This is a genomic window from Xanthomonas sp. NCPPB 1067, from assembly GCF_020783795.1.
In the GTDB taxonomy this organism is placed as follows: domain Bacteria; phylum Pseudomonadota; class Gammaproteobacteria; order Xanthomonadales; family Xanthomonadaceae; genus Xanthomonas; species Xanthomonas melonis.
On sequence record NZ_JAJGQG010000003.1, the window covers coordinates 133,164 to 148,501 of the forward strand.

Below are 15,338 nucleotides of genomic sequence, written 5' to 3' on the forward strand. Positions count from 1 at the left end.
TGTTCTCCAATGTGACGATGTGGATGAATTCGATGCTGCACATGCAACATCTGCGCGCATGCGGCTCGGATGAATACGCCAGGCGCGCTCCGCAAGGCGATAACGAGCGCGAGCATCGATAATTACGCTGACCACAAAAAAGCGTTGCAAAGCAGCCATTTGCACTGTTTTCGTGCGATTCCTGGCGCATTTGATTCAATCAATGTATCAAACGATGCGTCCTTTGGTTTGGACTGGCAACGATCTGCGTTCCTAGGATCAGCGCACCCCATCCAGGAGCGTTTGTCCGATGAGCAGCAGATACACCCCGTCCGAGATGGCCCAGGCGCTTGGCGCCGGATTGCTGTCGTTTCCGGTGACCCATTTCGATGCCGGGCTGGCCTTCGACGAGCCGGCCTATCGCAGCAACCTGGACTGGCTGTCCTCGCATCCGGCGGCCGGGCTGTTCGCCGCCGGCGGCACCGGCGAGCTGTTTTCGCTGAGCCTGGGCGAGGTCGACCGCGCCGTGCGTGCCGCGGTGGACCAGACCGCCGGGCGCATGCCGGTGATCGCGCCGGCCGGCTACGGCACCGCGATCGCGATCGAGATGGCGCAGGCCGCCGAGCGCAACGGCGCCGACGGCATCCTGCTGTTTCCGCCGTACCTGACCGAGTGCGATGCCGATGGCGTGGCCGACCATGTCGAACGCGTCTGCAAGGCGACCGCGCTGGGCGTGATCGTCTACGGCCGCGCCAACGCCAAGCTCGACGATGTAACGCTGGCACGGGCGGCCGAACGCTGCCCCAACCTGGTGGGCTACAAGGACGGTATCGGCGACGTGGATCGCATGACCCGTATCTATGCGCGGCTGGGCGACCGGCTGCTGTACGTAGGCGGCCTGCCCACCGCCGAAACCTTCGCGTTGCCGTATCTGGAAATGGGCGTCACCACCTATTCGTCGGCCATCTTCAATTTCCTGCCCGAGTGGGCGCTGGCGTTCTATGCCGCGGTGCGCGCGCGCGACCACGCCACCATCTACCGCGAGCTCAACGATTTCGTGCTGCCGTACACGGTGCTGCGCAACCGTCGCGCCGGTTATGCGGTGTCCATCGTCAAGGCCGGCATGCGCGCGGTCGGCCGCCCGGCCGGGCCGGTGCGTACGCCGCTGGCGGATCTGACCGAGGCCGAATCGGCGCAGCTCAAGCAACTGATCGGAGGACGCCGCTGATGCATGCCATCCAGGGTGAATCGTTGATCGGCCAGCGCAGCGTGCCCGGCGCCGGTGCGACATTCCAGGGGCTGGATGCCGCCAGCGGCGACGCACTGCAGCCGGTGTTCGCCTCGGCCAGCGCGCAGGATCTCGAGCAGGCCTGTGCGCTGGCGCATGCGGCATTCGATGCCTACCGCGAAACCGCGCTGGAGGTGCGTGCCGGCTTTCTGGAGAGCATCGCCGAGCAGATCCTGGCCTTGGGCGATGCATTGATCGAACGTGCCATGCGCGAAAGCGGGCTGCCACGCGCACGGCTGGAAGGCGAGCGCGGGCGCACCGTGGGGCAGCTGCGGCTGTTCGCCAACGTGGTGCGCGAAGGCAGCTGGCTGCAGGCCCGCATCGATCCGGCCATGCCGCAGCGCACGCCGCTGCCACGTGCGGATCTGCGCCAGCGCCATATCGCGCTGGGGCCGGTGGCGGTGTTCGGTGCCAGCAACTTTCCGCTGGCGTTCTCGGTGGCCGGCGGCGATACCGCCTCCGCCCTGGCAGCCGGTTGCCCGGTGGTGGTCAAGGCGCATGGCGCGCATCCGGGCACCTCCGAGCTGGTGGGCCGCGCGATCCAGGCCGCGGTAGCGCAGTGCGGCTTGCCGGAAGGCGTGTTCTCGCTGCTGTTCGATGCCGGGATCGAGATCGGCGCGCAGCTGGTGGCCGACTCACGCATCAAGGCGGTGGGATTCACCGGCTCGCGTGCCGGCGGGATGGCCCTGGTCAAGATCGCCGCAGCGCGACGCGAGCCGATTCCGGTGTATGCGGAAATGAGCGCGATCAACCCGGTGTATCTGTTGCCGCAGGCGCTGCAGGCGCGCGCGCCGGCCCTGGGCAAGGCCTTCGTCGGCTCGCTCACCCTGGGCGCGGGACAGTTCTGCACCAATCCCGGCCTGCTGCTGGCGATCGATTCGCCAGCGCTGGATGCGTTTGTCGCTTCCGTCACCCAAACGCTGCAGGAGGTAGCGCCGGCGGCGATGCTCACTGCCGGCATCGGCCAGGCCTATGCGCAAGGGGTGCAGCGTCTGAGCGCGCATCCGCAGGTCGCCACGCTGGCGCGTGGCGCGGCGGCAGATACCGGGCGTTGCCCGGCGGCGTTGTTCGGCACCGATGCCGATGCCTTCCTGGCCGACGAAGCACTGCAGGCCGAAGTGTTCGGAGCGTCTTCGCTGCTGGTGCGCTGCAAGGACATCGCCCAGTTGCGTGCATTGAGCGAACGGCTGGAGGGCCAGCTCACTGCCACCTTGCACATGGACGATGGCGATACCGAGCTGGCGAGCGCGCTGTTGCCGGTGCTGGAGCGCAAGGCCGGGCGCATCCTGGTCAACGACTGGCCCACCGGCGTGGAGGTCTGCCACGCCATGGTGCATGGCGGCCCGTTCCCGGCCACCTCCGACAGCCGCAGCACCTCGGTGGGCACGCTGGCGATCGATCGCTTCCTGCGCCCGGTCTGCTACCAGGACCTGCCGGCGGCGCTGCTGCCGGCGGCGGTGGCGCACGACAATCCGCTGGGTCTGTGGCGGCGCGTGGACGGCGCATTGGGGCACGACTGACCGAGCCGCCTGCAACCTTGCCTGAGGCGTGCCGGAGGAGGGTCCGGCACGCCAGTCACAGGCCCACTTGGAGTACCGAAGCGCGACGCGCTTCCATCGTCATAGGTGAGGAACGATGATGGCTATCGATTCAAAAGCGGTCGGTTCGACGCCGGTCGGCGCACCGACAGTTCCGCGCAGGCGTTATCTGATCCTGCTGATGTTGTTCGTGGTGACCACGATCAACTATGCCGATCGCGCCACCTTGTCCATCGCCGGTTCCGCGGTCCAGGACGCCCTGGGCATCGATGCGCTGCAGATGGGCTTCATCTTCTCCGCATTCGGCTGGGCCTATGTGGCCGGGCAGATTCCCGGCGGCTGGTTGCTCGATCGCTTCGGCTCGCGCCGCGTGTACGGGCTGTCGCTGCTGATCTGGTCGTTGTTCACCGTCTTGCAGGGCTTCATCGGCTGGGTGCCGGTGACCTGGGCGGTGACCACGCTGTTCGTGCTGCGCTTTCTGGTCGGCATCGCCGAAGCGCCGTCGTTTCCCGGCAACAGCCGCATCGTGGCGGCGTGGTTCCCCACCGCTGAACGCGGTCTGGCTGCATCCATCTTCAATTCCGCGCAGTACTTCGCCACGGTGGCGTTCGCGCCGCTGATGGGCTGGCTGGTGCATGCCTGGGGCTGGGAGCATGTGTTCCTGGTGATGGGCGGGGTGGGCGTGCTGCTGGCCCTGCTGTGGCGCAAGACCATCTACGCGCCGCGCGAGCATCCCCGCCTGTCCGCGCAGGAGTTGCACTACATCCAGGCCAACGGTGCGCTGGTGGACATGGAACAGCGCCCCACGCCCGGCAGCCAGCCCAAGGGCACGCAATGGCATTACGCCAAACAGTTGCTATGCAACCGCATGCTGCTGGGCGTGTACATCGGCCAGTACTGCATTACCACGCTGACCTACTTCTTCCTGACCTGGTTCCCGGTGTACCTGGTCAAGGAGCGCGGCATGTCGATCCTGGAGGCGGGTTTCGTCGCCTCGCTGCCGGCGGTCTGCGGCTTCGTCGGCGGCGTCCTGGGCGGGTTCGTTTCCGACCGCATGGTCCGGCGCGGCTATTCGCTCACTGTCGCGCGCAAGACACCCATCGTGATCGGCATGCTGATGTCGGTGACGATGATCGGCTGCAATTACGTGCAGGCCGAATGGATGGTGGTCGGGCTGATGGCGCTGGCCTTCTTCGGCAAGGGCATCGGGGCGCTGGGCTGGGCAGTGGTGGCCGACACCTCGCCCAAGGAAATCGCCGGCCTGTCCGGTGGCCTGTTCAATACCTTCGGCAATATCGCCGGCATCACCACGCCAATTGTCATCGGCTACATCGTCTCCAGCACCGGCACCTTCGAATGGGCGCTGGTCTTCGTCGGGCTCAATGCCCTCCTGGCGGTGGTGTCCTATCTGGTCGTGGTGGGCGAGATCAAGCGCGTGGAACTGAAGGCCCCCCCGGGTGGCCCGGCCGCGCCTGTCTCCATGCCCGCACCGCGTTGATCGTCTTCGGAGAATCCTGATGAATATCCATACGTCACCTGCAAACATCGGTACCACGCCGCGCATCACCGAGATCCGCGTGGTGCCAGTTGCCGGCCAGGACAGCATGCTGCTGAACCTCAGTGGCGCGCATGCGCCGTATTTCACCCGCAACGTGCTGGTGCTGCGTGACTCGTCCGGGCGCATCGGCGTGGGCGAGGTGCCGGGCGGCGACGCCATCGCCGGCCTATTGAACGAAGCGGCCGCGCTGATCCGCGACCGGTCCATCGCCGATTACCAGTGCATCCTCAATCAGGTGCGCACCGCCTTCGCCGACCGAGACAGCGCCGGGCGCGGTCTGCAGACCTTCGACCTGCGCATCACCATCCATGCGGTGACCGCGATCGAATCCGCACTGCTGGACCTGCTCGGGCAATTCCTGGATCAGCCGGTCGCCGCACTGCTCGGCGAAGGCCAGCAGCGCGATGCGGTGGATGTGCTGGGCTATCTGTTCTTCATCGGCGACCGCCGCAAGACCGGGCTCGATTATCGCGACGGCAGCGCTGCCACCGATGCCTGGGAAGCCGTGCGCGACCAGGAAGCATTGACGCCTGCCGCCGTGGTGCGGCTGGCCGAAGCAGCCTACGAAAAATACGGCTTCCGCGATTTCAAGCTCAAGGGCGGCGTACTGCGCGGCGAAGACGAAATCGAGGCGATCCGCGCGCTGCATGCACGCTTTCCGCAGGCACGCATCACCCTGGATCCCAACGGCGCATGGTCGTTGCAGCAAGCCATTGCGCTGTGCCGCGACATGCATGGCGTGCTGGCCTATGCCGAGGATCCATGCGGGGCAGAACAGGGCTATTCCGGGCGCGAGATCATGGCTGAGTTCCGTCGCGCCACCGGTCTGCCGACCGCCACCAACATGATCGCCACCGACTGGCGCCAGATGGGGCATGCGATCCAACTGCAGTCGGTGGACATCCCGTTGGCCGACCCGCATTTCTGGACCTTGCAGGGCTCGGTGCGGGTAGCGCAGCTATGTCGTGACTGGGGCCTGACCTGGGGCTCGCACTCCAACAACCATTTCGATATCTCGCTGGCGATGTTCACCCACGTGGCGGCGGCAGCACCGGGCAAGGTGACGGCCATCGATACGCACTGGATCTGGCAGGACGGCCAGCGGCTCACACGCAATCCCCTGCAGATTGCAGGCGGCCAGATCCAGGTGCCGACCAGGCCCGGCCTGGGCGTGGAACTGGACATGGATGCATTGGAAGCGGCGCATCGCACCTATCAACGCCTGAGCCTTGGCGCGCGCGACGATGCGGCGGCCATGCAGGCGCTGATCCCCGACTGGGTCTTCGACAACAAGCGGCCGTGCCTGGTGCGTTGAGGCGCACCGATGCCTGCTGCCGGATCGTCGGCAGCAGCGCATGGCCATGAGTTCACCGCAGGTGGAGAACCGAGCAATGAAAAGCATGATGGCAATCAGTGGCGCGGCGCTGCTGGTGGTCGGTGCGGCCGGGCGTGCGCGTGCGCAACAGCCGGATGAGGGGTTCTGGAATGGCGCCACCGCCGAAGTCACTGCGCTCAATTTCTACTACAACCGCGACTTCCGCAGCGGCGAAGGGCAGGGCAAGCGCGCCGAGTGGGCGCAGGGCTTCGTGATCGACGCCAGGAGCGGCTACACCCGCGGCCCGGTCGGTGCGGGTCTGGATCTGCTGGGGATCGGCGATTTCAAGCTGGATGGCGTGCGTGCGGAAGGCGGCACCGGCCTGCTTCCCAACAACGACGACGGGACCGCGCAGCATGCATTGGTGCGTGTGGCGCCCACGCTCAAACTGCGCGCCTCGCAGACCGAGCTGAAATGGGGCAGCTTCATTCCCAACGAACCGCTGGTGCGCGCCAGCATCACCCGCATCATGCCGGAGACCTTCCAGGGCGTGACGCTGGAATCCAAGGACGTGCCCAAGCTCGATCTGCTGCTGGCCCGCTTCACCAGCGCCTGGTATCGCGACGGCGATTCGCGCGTGCCGATCACCCTGGCCAACAAGAACCGGCGCTTTCCGGGTACGCCGGATTCGGATGCGTTCAATCTGTTCTCTGCGACCTACGCGCTGGCCCCGGGCACCCAGCTGCGCTATCAGGGCGCCTTGATGCAGGACATCTATCGCCAACAGCTCTACAACCTGATCCAGACCCACATGTTCGGCAAGGACCGGCTGCGGGTGGATCTGCGTTACTTCCGCACCGACGACGTCGGCCAGTCGCGTGCCGGCCCGATCGACAACCGCATGTTCAGCAGCATGGTGTCCTGGCGCACCGGCGGCCATGAGTTCGGCGTGGGCTACCAGAGGCTGTCCGGGCCCAGCGCCATGCCGTGGCCGGGCGGCACCGACGGCAATGTCTTCAACTGGACCTTCATCAACGATTTCCTCGAACGCGGCGAGCGCAGCTGGCAGCTGCGCTACAACATCGATGGCGACAGCATCGGCATTCCCGGTCTCAGCGTCATGGCGCGCTACATCAGTGGTGACAATGCACGGCCGGCCACCTATGCCGGCGAAGGCCGCGAGTGGGCACGCGACATCCTGACCACCTATCAATTCCAGGGCGAACGCTTCAAGCATCTGAGCCTGATCTGGTTCAACGGCACCTTTCGCTCCAATTACCAGCGCAATGTCGATGAGAACCGCCTGATCCTGCAGTACCGGCGCCAGTTCGACAGCCCCGACCGCTAACGCATTCCACCCCATGTTCTGCAAGGTAGCCCTGTGATGTCCGCAACCCCGCACGCCATGCCCTGGCTCAGCATCCGCGCCCATGCGCGCGACAATGTCGCCATCGTCGTCAACGACGGCGGTGCGCCCGCCGGCGCCGGTTTTCCTGATGGGGTGACTGCCATCGAGCACATTCCGCAGGGCCACAAGATGGCGCTGGAGGACCTGCCCGCGGGCGCGCCGGTGGTACGCCTGGGTGCGATGATCGGCACCGCCAATGCCGACATCGCACGCGGGGCCTGGGTGAGCGAGCAATTGCTGGCGATGCCCGAAGCGCCCGAGCTGGCCGCGCTGGATCTGTCGCTGCAGCCGACGCCCGCACCCGAGCCCTTGGATGGCTACACCTTCCAGGGCTACCGCAACCGCGATGGCAGCGTGGGCACGCGCAACATCCTGGGCATCATGACCAGTGTGCAGTGCGTGGTCGGCGTGCTCGGTCACGCGGTGGAGCGCATTCGCACCGAGCTGCTGCCCAAATATCCCAACGTCGACGATGTGGTGGCGGTCAATCATGTCTACGGATGCGGCGTGGCGATCACCGCGCCGGAGGCCATCATTCCCATCCGCACGCTGCGCAACATCGCGCGCAGCCCCAACTTCGGCGGGCAGGCGTTGATCGTCGGGCTGGGCTGCGAAAAACTCGCTCCCGAGCGGCTGCTGCCCGACGACGCCACCGATGACGACAGCGACGTCTACCGCCTGCAGGAAGCCAGCCTGGGCTTTGCCGACATGGTCGGCTCGATCATGGCCATGGCCGAGGAACGCCTGCGCCATCTGGACCGGCGTCGCCGCGAAACCGTGCCGGCCAGCGAACTGGTGGTGGGCATGCAATGCGGCGGCAGCGACGCGTTTTCCGGCGTCACCGCCAACCCGGGGCTGGGCGTGGCAGCCGATCTGCTGGTGCGTGCAGGCGCCACGGTGATGTTTTCGGAGAACACCGAAGTGCGCGACGGTATCCATCTGCTGGTGCCACGCGCGGCCAATGCCGATGTGGCCAGGGCGCTGGTACGCGAAATGGCCTGGTACGACGCCTATCTGGCGCGCGGGCAGGCCGATCGCAGCGCCAACACCACCCCGGGCAACAAGAAGGGCGGGCTGGCCAATATCGTCGAGAAGGCGATGGGATCGATCGCCAAATCCGGCTCGTCGGCGATCAACGGCGTGGTGCCACCCGGCGAGCGGGTCAAGGGGCGCGGCCTGCAGTATTGCGCGACCCCGGCCAGCGATTTCGTCTGCGGCACGCTGCAGGTGGCCGCCGGCATGAACCTGCATGTGTTCACCACCGGGCGTGGTACCCCGTACGGCCTGGGCATGGTGCCGGTGATCAAGGTCGCCACCCGCAGCGAGCTGGCGCAGCGCTGGTCCGACCTGATGGACATCGATGCCGGCGGCGTGGCCACGGGAGCCAAGACGCTGGAGGAACTGGGCTGGGAGTTGTTCCAGCGCTATCTGGACGTGGCCAGCGGCCAACGCACCTGGACCGAGCAGCATCGCCTGCACAACGACCTGGCCTTGTTCAACCCTGCGCCGATCACCTAGTTCTGCGGGGTCAGCGTTTTCGGCCGGCAGCGCGGCGCTGGTTCCTTCGCCCGTCGGGAGAAGGTGCCCGACGGGGCCGATGAGGATACGTGCGCAGCCTCATGAGTGACCTCACACAGTGCCCGACAGCACACACTGGCTACCCTGCAAAACCAATCGCGCACGTAGGCGAAAGCGCGCAGCAACCAGCATCGCCGAAACATGCCCCCACCGAGCAGCGCGCCGCGCACCTGCCGCACTGGCCTCATCACGACAACTGGCATCGGCCCCATGCCAGCCTTGGACGCCGACCTCCCATCTCCGGGATCCTGATGAACAACGTGGTGGGTTTATACAGCTAGTCCACCAGCCACCACCCGCGCGCAGTCGTCCCCCGTTCCCCATTCGCCCGTCCACCGCATGCGCCGATACAATGCGCGCTCGTTTTCAGTGTTGACGGAGTTCCCATGTCCCAGATCATCCATACCGATCAGGCGCCTGCCGCCATCGGTCCGTATTCCCAGGCCGTGCGCGCCGGCAACACCGTGTATTTCTCCGGCCAGATCCCGCTGGACCCGGCCACCGGCGAGATCGTGTCGGGCGACATCGGCGCACAGGCGCGTCGGGCCTTCGATAACCTCAAGGCGGTGGCCGAAGCGGCCGGCGGCTCGCTCGACAAGATCGTGCGGCTGGGCCTGTACCTGACCGACCTGGGCCAGTTCGCCGCCGTCAACGCGGTGATGCAGGAGTATTTCCAGGCACCGTTCCCGGCCCGCTCCACCATCGAAGTCTCGGGCCTGCCCAAGGGCGCCGGCTTCGAAGTCGATGCGGTGATGGTGCTCGACTGATCCGGTTCGACTGATCGGCGCCGATCCGTCATGCCGCGCGCGCGCATCGCAACGCCCAGCCTAGCCGTCGCCGGCGAGGCGTCGCTGTCCAGCCTGCCCGGCGTCGGCCCCAGGGTGGCCGAGAAATTCGCCGCGCGCGGTATCGTGAGCGTGCAGGATCTGTGGCTGCACCTGCCGCTGCGTTACGAAGACCGCACCCGGCTGACCACCATCGCGCAGCTGCAGAGCGGCGTGCCGGCGCAGATCGAAGGAAGGGTGGACGCGGTGGAACGCGGCTTCCGCTTCCGCCCGGTGTTGCGTGTGGCGGTCTCGGACGACTCGCACCGCAGCGTGGTGCTGCGCTTCTTCCACTTCCGCGCCGCCCAGGTGGCGCAGTTCGCGGTCGGCACGCGCGTGCGGGTGTTCGGCACGCCCAAGCCCGGCCAGCATGGCTGGGAGATCGTGCACCCCAGCTACCGGGTGCTCGCGCCCGGCGAGGACGCAGGATTGGGCGACAGCCTGGACCCGGTCTATCCGGTGCTCGAAGGCGTTGGCCCGGCCACGTTGCGCAAGCTCATCGGCCAGGCACTGGAGCGGCTGCCCGCGGAGGGTGCGCTGGAACTGCTGCCGCCGCATTGGCTGCAGGACGAACGGCTGCCCTCGCTGCGCGCGGCCTTGCTGACCATGCACCGCCCCCCGGTCGGCACCGACCCGCAACAGCTGCTCGCCGGCGGGCATCCGGCCCAGCAACGCCTTGCGCTGGAAGAGCTGCTGGCGCACCAGCTCAGCCTGCGCCGCCAACGCATTGCGTTGCAGCGTTTCCGTGCCCCGCAGTTGCGCGGCGGCCGCCTGGTGCAGCAGCTGCGCAAGGCACTGCCGTTCCAGCTCACCGGCGCGCAGCAGCGCGTGTTCGAACAGATCGCGCACGATCTCGCACAACCCTCGCCGATGCTGCGGCTGGTGCAGGGCGATGTCGGCAGCGGCAAGACGGTGGTCGCCGCGCTGGCGGCGATGCTGGCAGTGGAGCAGGGCAAGCAGGTCGCCCTGGCCGCGCCCACCGAGCTGCTGGCCGAGCAGCACCTGAGCAACCTGCGCGGCTGGCTGGAGCCGTTGGGCATCCGCATCGTCTGGCTGGCCGGCAAGGTCACCGGCAAGGCGCGCGCCGCGGCCATGGCCGAGGTCGCCTCCGGCCAGGCGCAGCTGGTGGTGGGCACGCACGCCTTGATGCAGGAGGCGGTGGTCTTCCACGACCTGGCCCTGGCCATCATCGACGAGCAGCACCGCTTCGGCGTGCATCAGCGCCTGGCGCTGCGCGACAAGGGGGCGGCCGCCGGCAGCGTGCCGCACCAACTGGTGATGACCGCCACCCCGATCCCGCGCACGCTGGCGATGTCCACCTACGCGGACCTGGACGTGTCGGCCATCGACGAGCTGCCGCCCGGCCGCACGCCGGTGCAGACGATCGTGTTGAGCGCCGAGCGTCGCCCTGAGCTGGTCGAACGCATTCGCGCCGCCTGCGCCGAAGGCCGCCAGGCCTACTGGGTGTGCACACTGATCGAAGAAAGCGAAGAGCCGGAGAAGGGCGCGCCGAACGGGCCGCCGCGCATCGACGCGCAGGCCGCGCAAGTCACCTACGAGACCTTGTCGGCGCAGCTGCCCGGCGTTCGCGTCGCGTTGGTGCACGGGCGCATGAAGCCTGCCGAGAAGCAGCGGGCCATGCTCGATTTCAAACAGGGCCACAGCGATCTGCTGGTGGCCACCACCGTGATCGAAGTCGGCGTGGACGTCCCCAACGCCTCGCTGATGATCATCGAAAACGCCGAGCGCCTGGGGCTGGCCCAGTTGCACCAGCTACGCGGCCGGGTCGGGCGCGGCGCGGCCGCGTCCAGTTGCGTGCTGCTGTACCAGGGCCCGCTGTCGTTGATGGCGCGCCAGCGCCTGGAAACCATGCGCCAGACCAACGATGGCTTCGTGATCGCCGAAAAGGATCTGGAGCTGCGCGGCCCCGGCGAATTGCTGGGCACGCGCCAGACCGGCCTGGCCAGTTTCCGCATCGCCGACCTTGCCCGCGATGCCGCGCTGCTGCCGCGCGTGCAGGTGCTGGCCGAACGGCTGCTGATCGACGCCCCGCAGATCGCCGACCGCGTGGTGGCGCGCTGGATCGGCGGCGCGGTGCGGTATGCCGCCGCGTGAGCGGCGGGGATTGGGCATTCGGGATTGGGGATTCGTCGGAGCGGGGCTGCTGCAGCCTGCAGGTTCGCGTGATCGGCCGATCCTTGCGAAGATGCGGCAATGAATCCCGAATGCTCACTCCCTGATCCCATGACGAAAAGAATACCGCTGCTGATCGATACCGACCCCGGCGTGGACGATGCGCTGGCGTTGTTGATGGCCTTCAACGACGACCGCCACGACGTGGTCGGGCTGACCATTGCGGCCGGCAACGTGGGACTGGAACATACGGTGCGTAACGCGCTGAAGGTCTGCGAGATCGCCGGCCGCGCCGATGTGCCGGTGTATGCCGGTTGCCCGCAGCCGCTGCTGCATCCCTCGGTCGATGCGGCCCACGTGCATGGTCTGGATGGCTTCGGCGATGTCGGTCTGCCCGCCGCCGCTCGCACCGTGGAGGCCGAGCACGCCGCGCTCGCCATCCTGCGCCTGTCGCACGAACATGCCGGCGAGCTGCTGCTGGTGGCGCTCGGGCCACTGACCAATCTGGCCCTGGCGCTCACCCTGGACCCGACCCTGCCGCAGCGCGTGGCACGGCTGGTGGTGATGGGCGGCGCGTTGACCGGGCACGGCAACATCACCCCGGCTGCCGAGTTCAACATCGGTTTCGACCCGGAGGCGGCGCACATCGTGTTCCGCGGTTTTCCGCACTTCGACGTCGCCGACTGGGAAGCCACCATCGCGCACGGCCTGCTGCACCGGGACGTGGAGCAGTGGCTGGCCGCCGATTCGGCCCGCGCCCGGTTCTACGAGGAAATCTCGCGCAAGACCCGTCTGTGGTCGGAGGACAGCCGGGGCGAGTACTGGTATGCGGCCGACGCGCTGGCCATGGCGTTCGCCCTGCAGCCGGAGGGTGCCCAGCGTCTGGAACAGCGCCCGGTGCACATCGAACTGTCCGGCACCCACACCCGCGGCATGACCCTGGTGGACTGGAACCGGCAGGGCGGAGCCCCCGACAACGCCAACCTGTTGCTGGAATACGACCGCCAGCGGTTCTACGGCCTGGTCGGGGCGGCCTTGTCGGCCGGCTAGGGCAATCTTGCGTCGGCTGCCTGCAGGCCGCTATAATGCCCGGCTTATCCAGGCAGCCCGGCGCCAAGTCCATGAAAGATAACGTGCATCCCAACTACAAAGACGTCGTCTTTCACGACGTGACCTCCGATTTCAAGATCCTGACCCGTTCCACGATGAGCTCGAAAGAGACCGTGAAGTGGGAAGATGGCCAGGAATACCCGCTGATCAAGGTGGAAATCTCCTCGGCATCGCACCCGTTCTATACCGGCAAGCACAAGGTGATCGACACCGGCGGCCGGATCGACAAGTTCCAGAAGCGCTACGGGCGCTGAGCCTGCAGGACGGGCTGTATCGGCAACGGCCGCGCATTGCGCGGCCGTTGTCTTTTGGGCCGCCGCTTCGCCCGCTCACCTCGGGCTGCGCGTCTACGACTTCAGTCCAAGCGACGGCCAAAATGCTGCTGTGCGATAATGGCGGGATCCGAGGCGCTGCCTTGGACTTCCATCACGTGCCTGCCCATGTGGGATCAGGCGCCTTCCACTGAAGGAGCGTACACAGTGTCCGATCTTGATCAGGTCACGCTCAACGCCGGCGATAAGTCGGTCGTTCTGCCGGTTCTCAAGCCCACCCTGGGCAACGACTGCGTCGACATCTCCAAGCTGACCAAAGAAACCGGTCTGTTCACCTACGACTCGGGCTTCACCGCCACCGCCAGCTGCAAGTCGGCCATCACCTATATCGATGGTGACAACGGCGTGTTGCTGTACCGCGGTTACCCGATCGAACAGTTGGCCGAGAAGTCGAGCTTCCTGGAAGTCTCGTACCTGCTGATGAACGGCGAGCTGCCGACCGCGGACGAATTCAAGAAGTTCGATCACGAAGTGACGCATCACACGATGATGCACGAGTCGCTGAAGAACTTCCTTGGCGGCTTCCGTCACGACGCGCACCCGATGGCCATGCTGGCCGGCTCGGTCGCCTCGCTGTCGGCGTTCTACCACGACACCCTGGACCTCAACGATCCGGAGCAGCGCCGTCAGGCGGCCATCCGTCTGATCGCCAAGGTGCCGACCCTGGCCGCCGCTGCGTACCGCTATTCGATCGGCTGGCCGATCCGCTACCCGCGTAACAACCTGAACTACGTGGACCGCTTCCTGCACATGATGTTCGAAGTGCCGAGCGAGCCGCTGGAGATCAACCCGGTTGTGGCCAAGGCGCTAGATCTGCTGTTCATCCTGCACGCCGATCACGAGCAGAACGCCTCGACCTCGACCGTGCGTCTGGTCGGCTCGACCGGTGCCAACCCGTATGCGTCGGTGGCTGCCGGCATCACCGCGCTGTGGGGCCCGGCACACGGCGGCGCCAACGAAGCGGTGCTGAAGATGCTCGAAGAGATCGGCACCGCCGACAACGTCGAGTCCGCCGTGGCCAAGGCCAAGGACAAGAACTCCTCGTTCCGCCTGATGGGCTTCGGCCACCGCGTCTACAAGAACTTCGACCCGCGTGCCAAGATCATCCGCGAGATGACCCATAAGGTGCTGGGCGAGCTGGGCGTGAACGATCCGCTGCTGGAAGTGGCGCTGAAGCTGGAAGAGGCCGCGTTGAAGGACGACTACTTCGTGCAGCGCAAGCTGTACCCGAATGTCGACTTCTATTCCGGCATCATCTACAAGGCGCTCAATATCCCGGTGGAAATGTTCACCGTGATGTTTGCCATCGCGCGCACTGCCGGCTGGGTGTCGCATTGGCTGGAGCAGCAGGTCGACCCGGAAATGAAGATCGGCCGTCCGCGCCAGATCTACACCGGCTACGACAAGCGCGACTACACCGACGCCGCCAAGCGCTAAGGCGCAAGGCGCGTCTGCGTCGACGAACGCCCCGCACTGCGGGGCGTTCTTGTCTCTGCAGCGGCGGCAGGCGAGGCGATCCGGCGGCAACGCAAAGACAGTGCCGTCTCTGGCGTTCAGTACGGTTGCTGCACGTAGCCCTGGATCTCTTCGTCGGCCAGCAGTTGCCGCAACTGCGCGGCCGAGGCGCGCGGCATCGGCTTCTCGTCCAGTTGCGAGAGTGGCGCCTGGCGGAGCGCGTCGTAGGGCAGCACGGTCAGGTCGAAGGTCAGCTCCTCGGCACTGAACACCCATACCGGGAAGTCGCCGTTGCGTTCGCGATCCAGGCGCAGGCGGCGGCTGCGTGCTTCGGCTGGAATACGGTGTTCTTCCAGGAACCGCTGCACCGCATCGGCATCGTCGCTGTGCAGCTGCAATTGCACCGGGGCATTCGCGTCGGCAGTGCCTTCCAGGACCGGGCCGGCCAGGCGTGGCTGGAACGAGCCCAGGAAATCCAGTGCCCGCAATGCGGCCTCGCGACGCTGGCGTAACCGGGTTGCGTGGTCGGGTCCGGCGAACAGGCGCTGATACTCGCGCAGGGCATCCTCGATCTCGCGATTGCGCGGCAGCGACGCATCGTCATGGATGCCGAGCCGATTGGCGGCCTTGAGTTTGGCCTGGTGGAAATCGCGGATGCCGCCTTCGGCCATCAGCCTGGCGGCCTCGTGGGCAAGCCGATGACGGCGTTCTCGGGTGCGCGTATCGGCGTGTTGGCGCGCGTGGTGCATGACCGGGCTCCCCTGATGAACCTGCACTCGACTCTACAACAGCCACATGAAGACGTGGCGAATGCGTCGGG

At 66.6% G+C, this 15,338-nt stretch carries 12 protein-coding genes and 1 pseudogene; 12 read left to right on the plus strand and 1 reads right to left on the minus strand.

Annotated features, from left to right (window positions below; genetic code table 11):
• The first annotated feature begins 289 nt into the window (after positions 1-289).
• The 12 genes and pseudogenes from kdgD (at position 290) to LL962_RS03895 (ending at position 14,500) form a co-directional block, all read left to right on the plus strand.
• Positions 290-1,207, plus strand: coding sequence for a 5-dehydro-4-deoxyglucarate dehydratase (kdgD, locus tag LL962_RS03840; protein WP_228315964.1), 918 nt, complete (start codon positions 290-292; stop codon positions 1,205-1,207).
• Positions 1,207-2,787, plus strand: coding sequence for an aldehyde dehydrogenase (NADP(+)) (locus LL962_RS03845; RefSeq protein ID WP_228315965.1), 1,581 nt, complete (start codon positions 1,207-1,209; stop codon positions 2,785-2,787). The genes kdgD and LL962_RS03845 overlap by 1 nt, the downstream gene beginning before the upstream one ends.
• Before the next feature lie 115 nt (positions 2,788-2,902).
• Positions 2,903-4,303: an MFS transporter gene (locus tag LL962_RS03850; RefSeq protein WP_304956880.1), complete on the plus strand. Its 1,401-nt coding sequence runs from the start codon at positions 2,903-2,905 to the stop codon at positions 4,301-4,303.
• Positions 4,304-4,322: 19 nt separating this feature from the next.
• Positions 4,323-5,678 carry a glucarate dehydratase gene (gene gudD, locus LL962_RS03855; protein ID WP_228315966.1) on the plus strand — a complete coding sequence of 452 codons (1,356 nt, stop codon included), beginning with the start codon at positions 4,323-4,325 and terminating at the stop codon, positions 5,676-5,678.
• A gap of 76 nt (positions 5,679-5,754) precedes the next feature.
• Positions 5,755-7,026 (plus strand): OprD family porin, encoded by a 1,272-nt coding sequence (locus LL962_RS03860; protein WP_104586738.1) that lies wholly within the window; start codon positions 5,755-5,757, stop codon positions 7,024-7,026.
• Between the two features lie 36 nt (positions 7,027-7,062).
• Positions 7,063-8,604, plus strand: coding sequence for a galactarate dehydratase (garD, locus tag LL962_RS03865; RefSeq protein ID WP_228315967.1), 1,542 nt, complete (start codon positions 7,063-7,065; stop codon positions 8,602-8,604).
• Between the two features lie 215 nt (positions 8,605-8,819).
• Positions 8,820-8,945, plus strand: a pseudogene (locus LL962_RS03870) (IS481 family transposase); the annotation flags it as partial.
• Positions 8,946-9,050: 105 nt separating this feature from the next.
• Entirely contained in the window at positions 9,051-9,431 is a 381-nt protein-coding gene (locus tag LL962_RS03875) for a RidA family protein (RefSeq protein WP_228315968.1), read from the plus strand.
• Between the two features lie 30 nt (positions 9,432-9,461).
• Positions 9,462-11,603 (plus strand): ATP-dependent DNA helicase RecG, encoded by a 2,142-nt coding sequence (recG, locus tag LL962_RS03880; RefSeq protein WP_228315969.1) that lies wholly within the window; start codon positions 9,462-9,464, stop codon positions 11,601-11,603.
• Between the two features lie 129 nt (positions 11,604-11,732).
• Entirely contained in the window at positions 11,733-12,671 is a 939-nt protein-coding gene (locus tag LL962_RS03885; protein WP_228315970.1) for a nucleoside hydrolase, read from the plus strand.
• 71 nt (positions 12,672-12,742) lie between these two features.
• A complete protein-coding gene (locus LL962_RS03890; RefSeq protein ID WP_104586734.1) occupies positions 12,743-12,985 on the plus strand; it encodes a type B 50S ribosomal protein L31 in 243 nt (80 codons plus the stop codon).
• Positions 12,986-13,210: 225 nt separating this feature from the next.
• A complete protein-coding gene (locus LL962_RS03895; protein WP_104586733.1) occupies positions 13,211-14,500 on the plus strand; it encodes a citrate synthase in 1,290 nt (429 codons plus the stop codon).
• A gap of 116 nt (positions 14,501-14,616) precedes the next feature.
• Here the strand turns inward: LL962_RS03895 and LL962_RS03900 are convergent, their stop codons facing one another.
• Entirely contained in the window at positions 14,617-15,267 is a 651-nt protein-coding gene (locus LL962_RS03900; protein ID WP_228315971.1) for a hypothetical protein, read from the minus strand.
• Positions 15,268-15,338: the final 71 nt, after the last annotated feature.

Bases quoted from the DNA above. Each gene is read 5' to 3' on its own strand.
- kdgD (WP_228315964.1), top strand. From the start codon at position 290: ATGAGCAGCAGATACACCCCGTCCGAGATGGCCCAGGCGCTTGGCGCC.
- LL962_RS03845 (WP_228315965.1), top strand. From the start codon at position 1,207: ATGCATGCCATCCAGGGTGAATCGTTGATCGGCCAGCGCAGCGTGCCC.
- LL962_RS03850 (WP_304956880.1), top strand. From the start codon at position 2,903: ATGATGGCTATCGATTCAAAAGCGGTCGGTTCGACGCCGGTCGGCGCA.
- gudD (WP_228315966.1), top strand. From the start codon at position 4,323: ATGAATATCCATACGTCACCTGCAAACATCGGTACCACGCCGCGCATC.
- LL962_RS03860 (WP_104586738.1), top strand. From the start codon at position 5,755: ATGAAAAGCATGATGGCAATCAGTGGCGCGGCGCTGCTGGTGGTCGGT.
- garD (WP_228315967.1), top strand. From the start codon at position 7,063: ATGTCCGCAACCCCGCACGCCATGCCCTGGCTCAGCATCCGCGCCCAT.
- LL962_RS03875 (WP_228315968.1), top strand. From the start codon at position 9,051: ATGTCCCAGATCATCCATACCGATCAGGCGCCTGCCGCCATCGGTCCG.
- recG (WP_228315969.1), top strand. From the start codon at position 9,462: ATGCCGCGCGCGCGCATCGCAACGCCCAGCCTAGCCGTCGCCGGCGAG.
- LL962_RS03885 (WP_228315970.1), top strand. From the start codon at position 11,733: ATGACGAAAAGAATACCGCTGCTGATCGATACCGACCCCGGCGTGGAC.
- LL962_RS03890 (WP_104586734.1), top strand. From the start codon at position 12,743: ATGAAAGATAACGTGCATCCCAACTACAAAGACGTCGTCTTTCACGAC.
- LL962_RS03900 (WP_228315971.1), bottom strand. From the start codon at position 15,267: ATGCACCACGCGCGCCAACACGCCGATACGCGCACCCGAGAACGCCGT.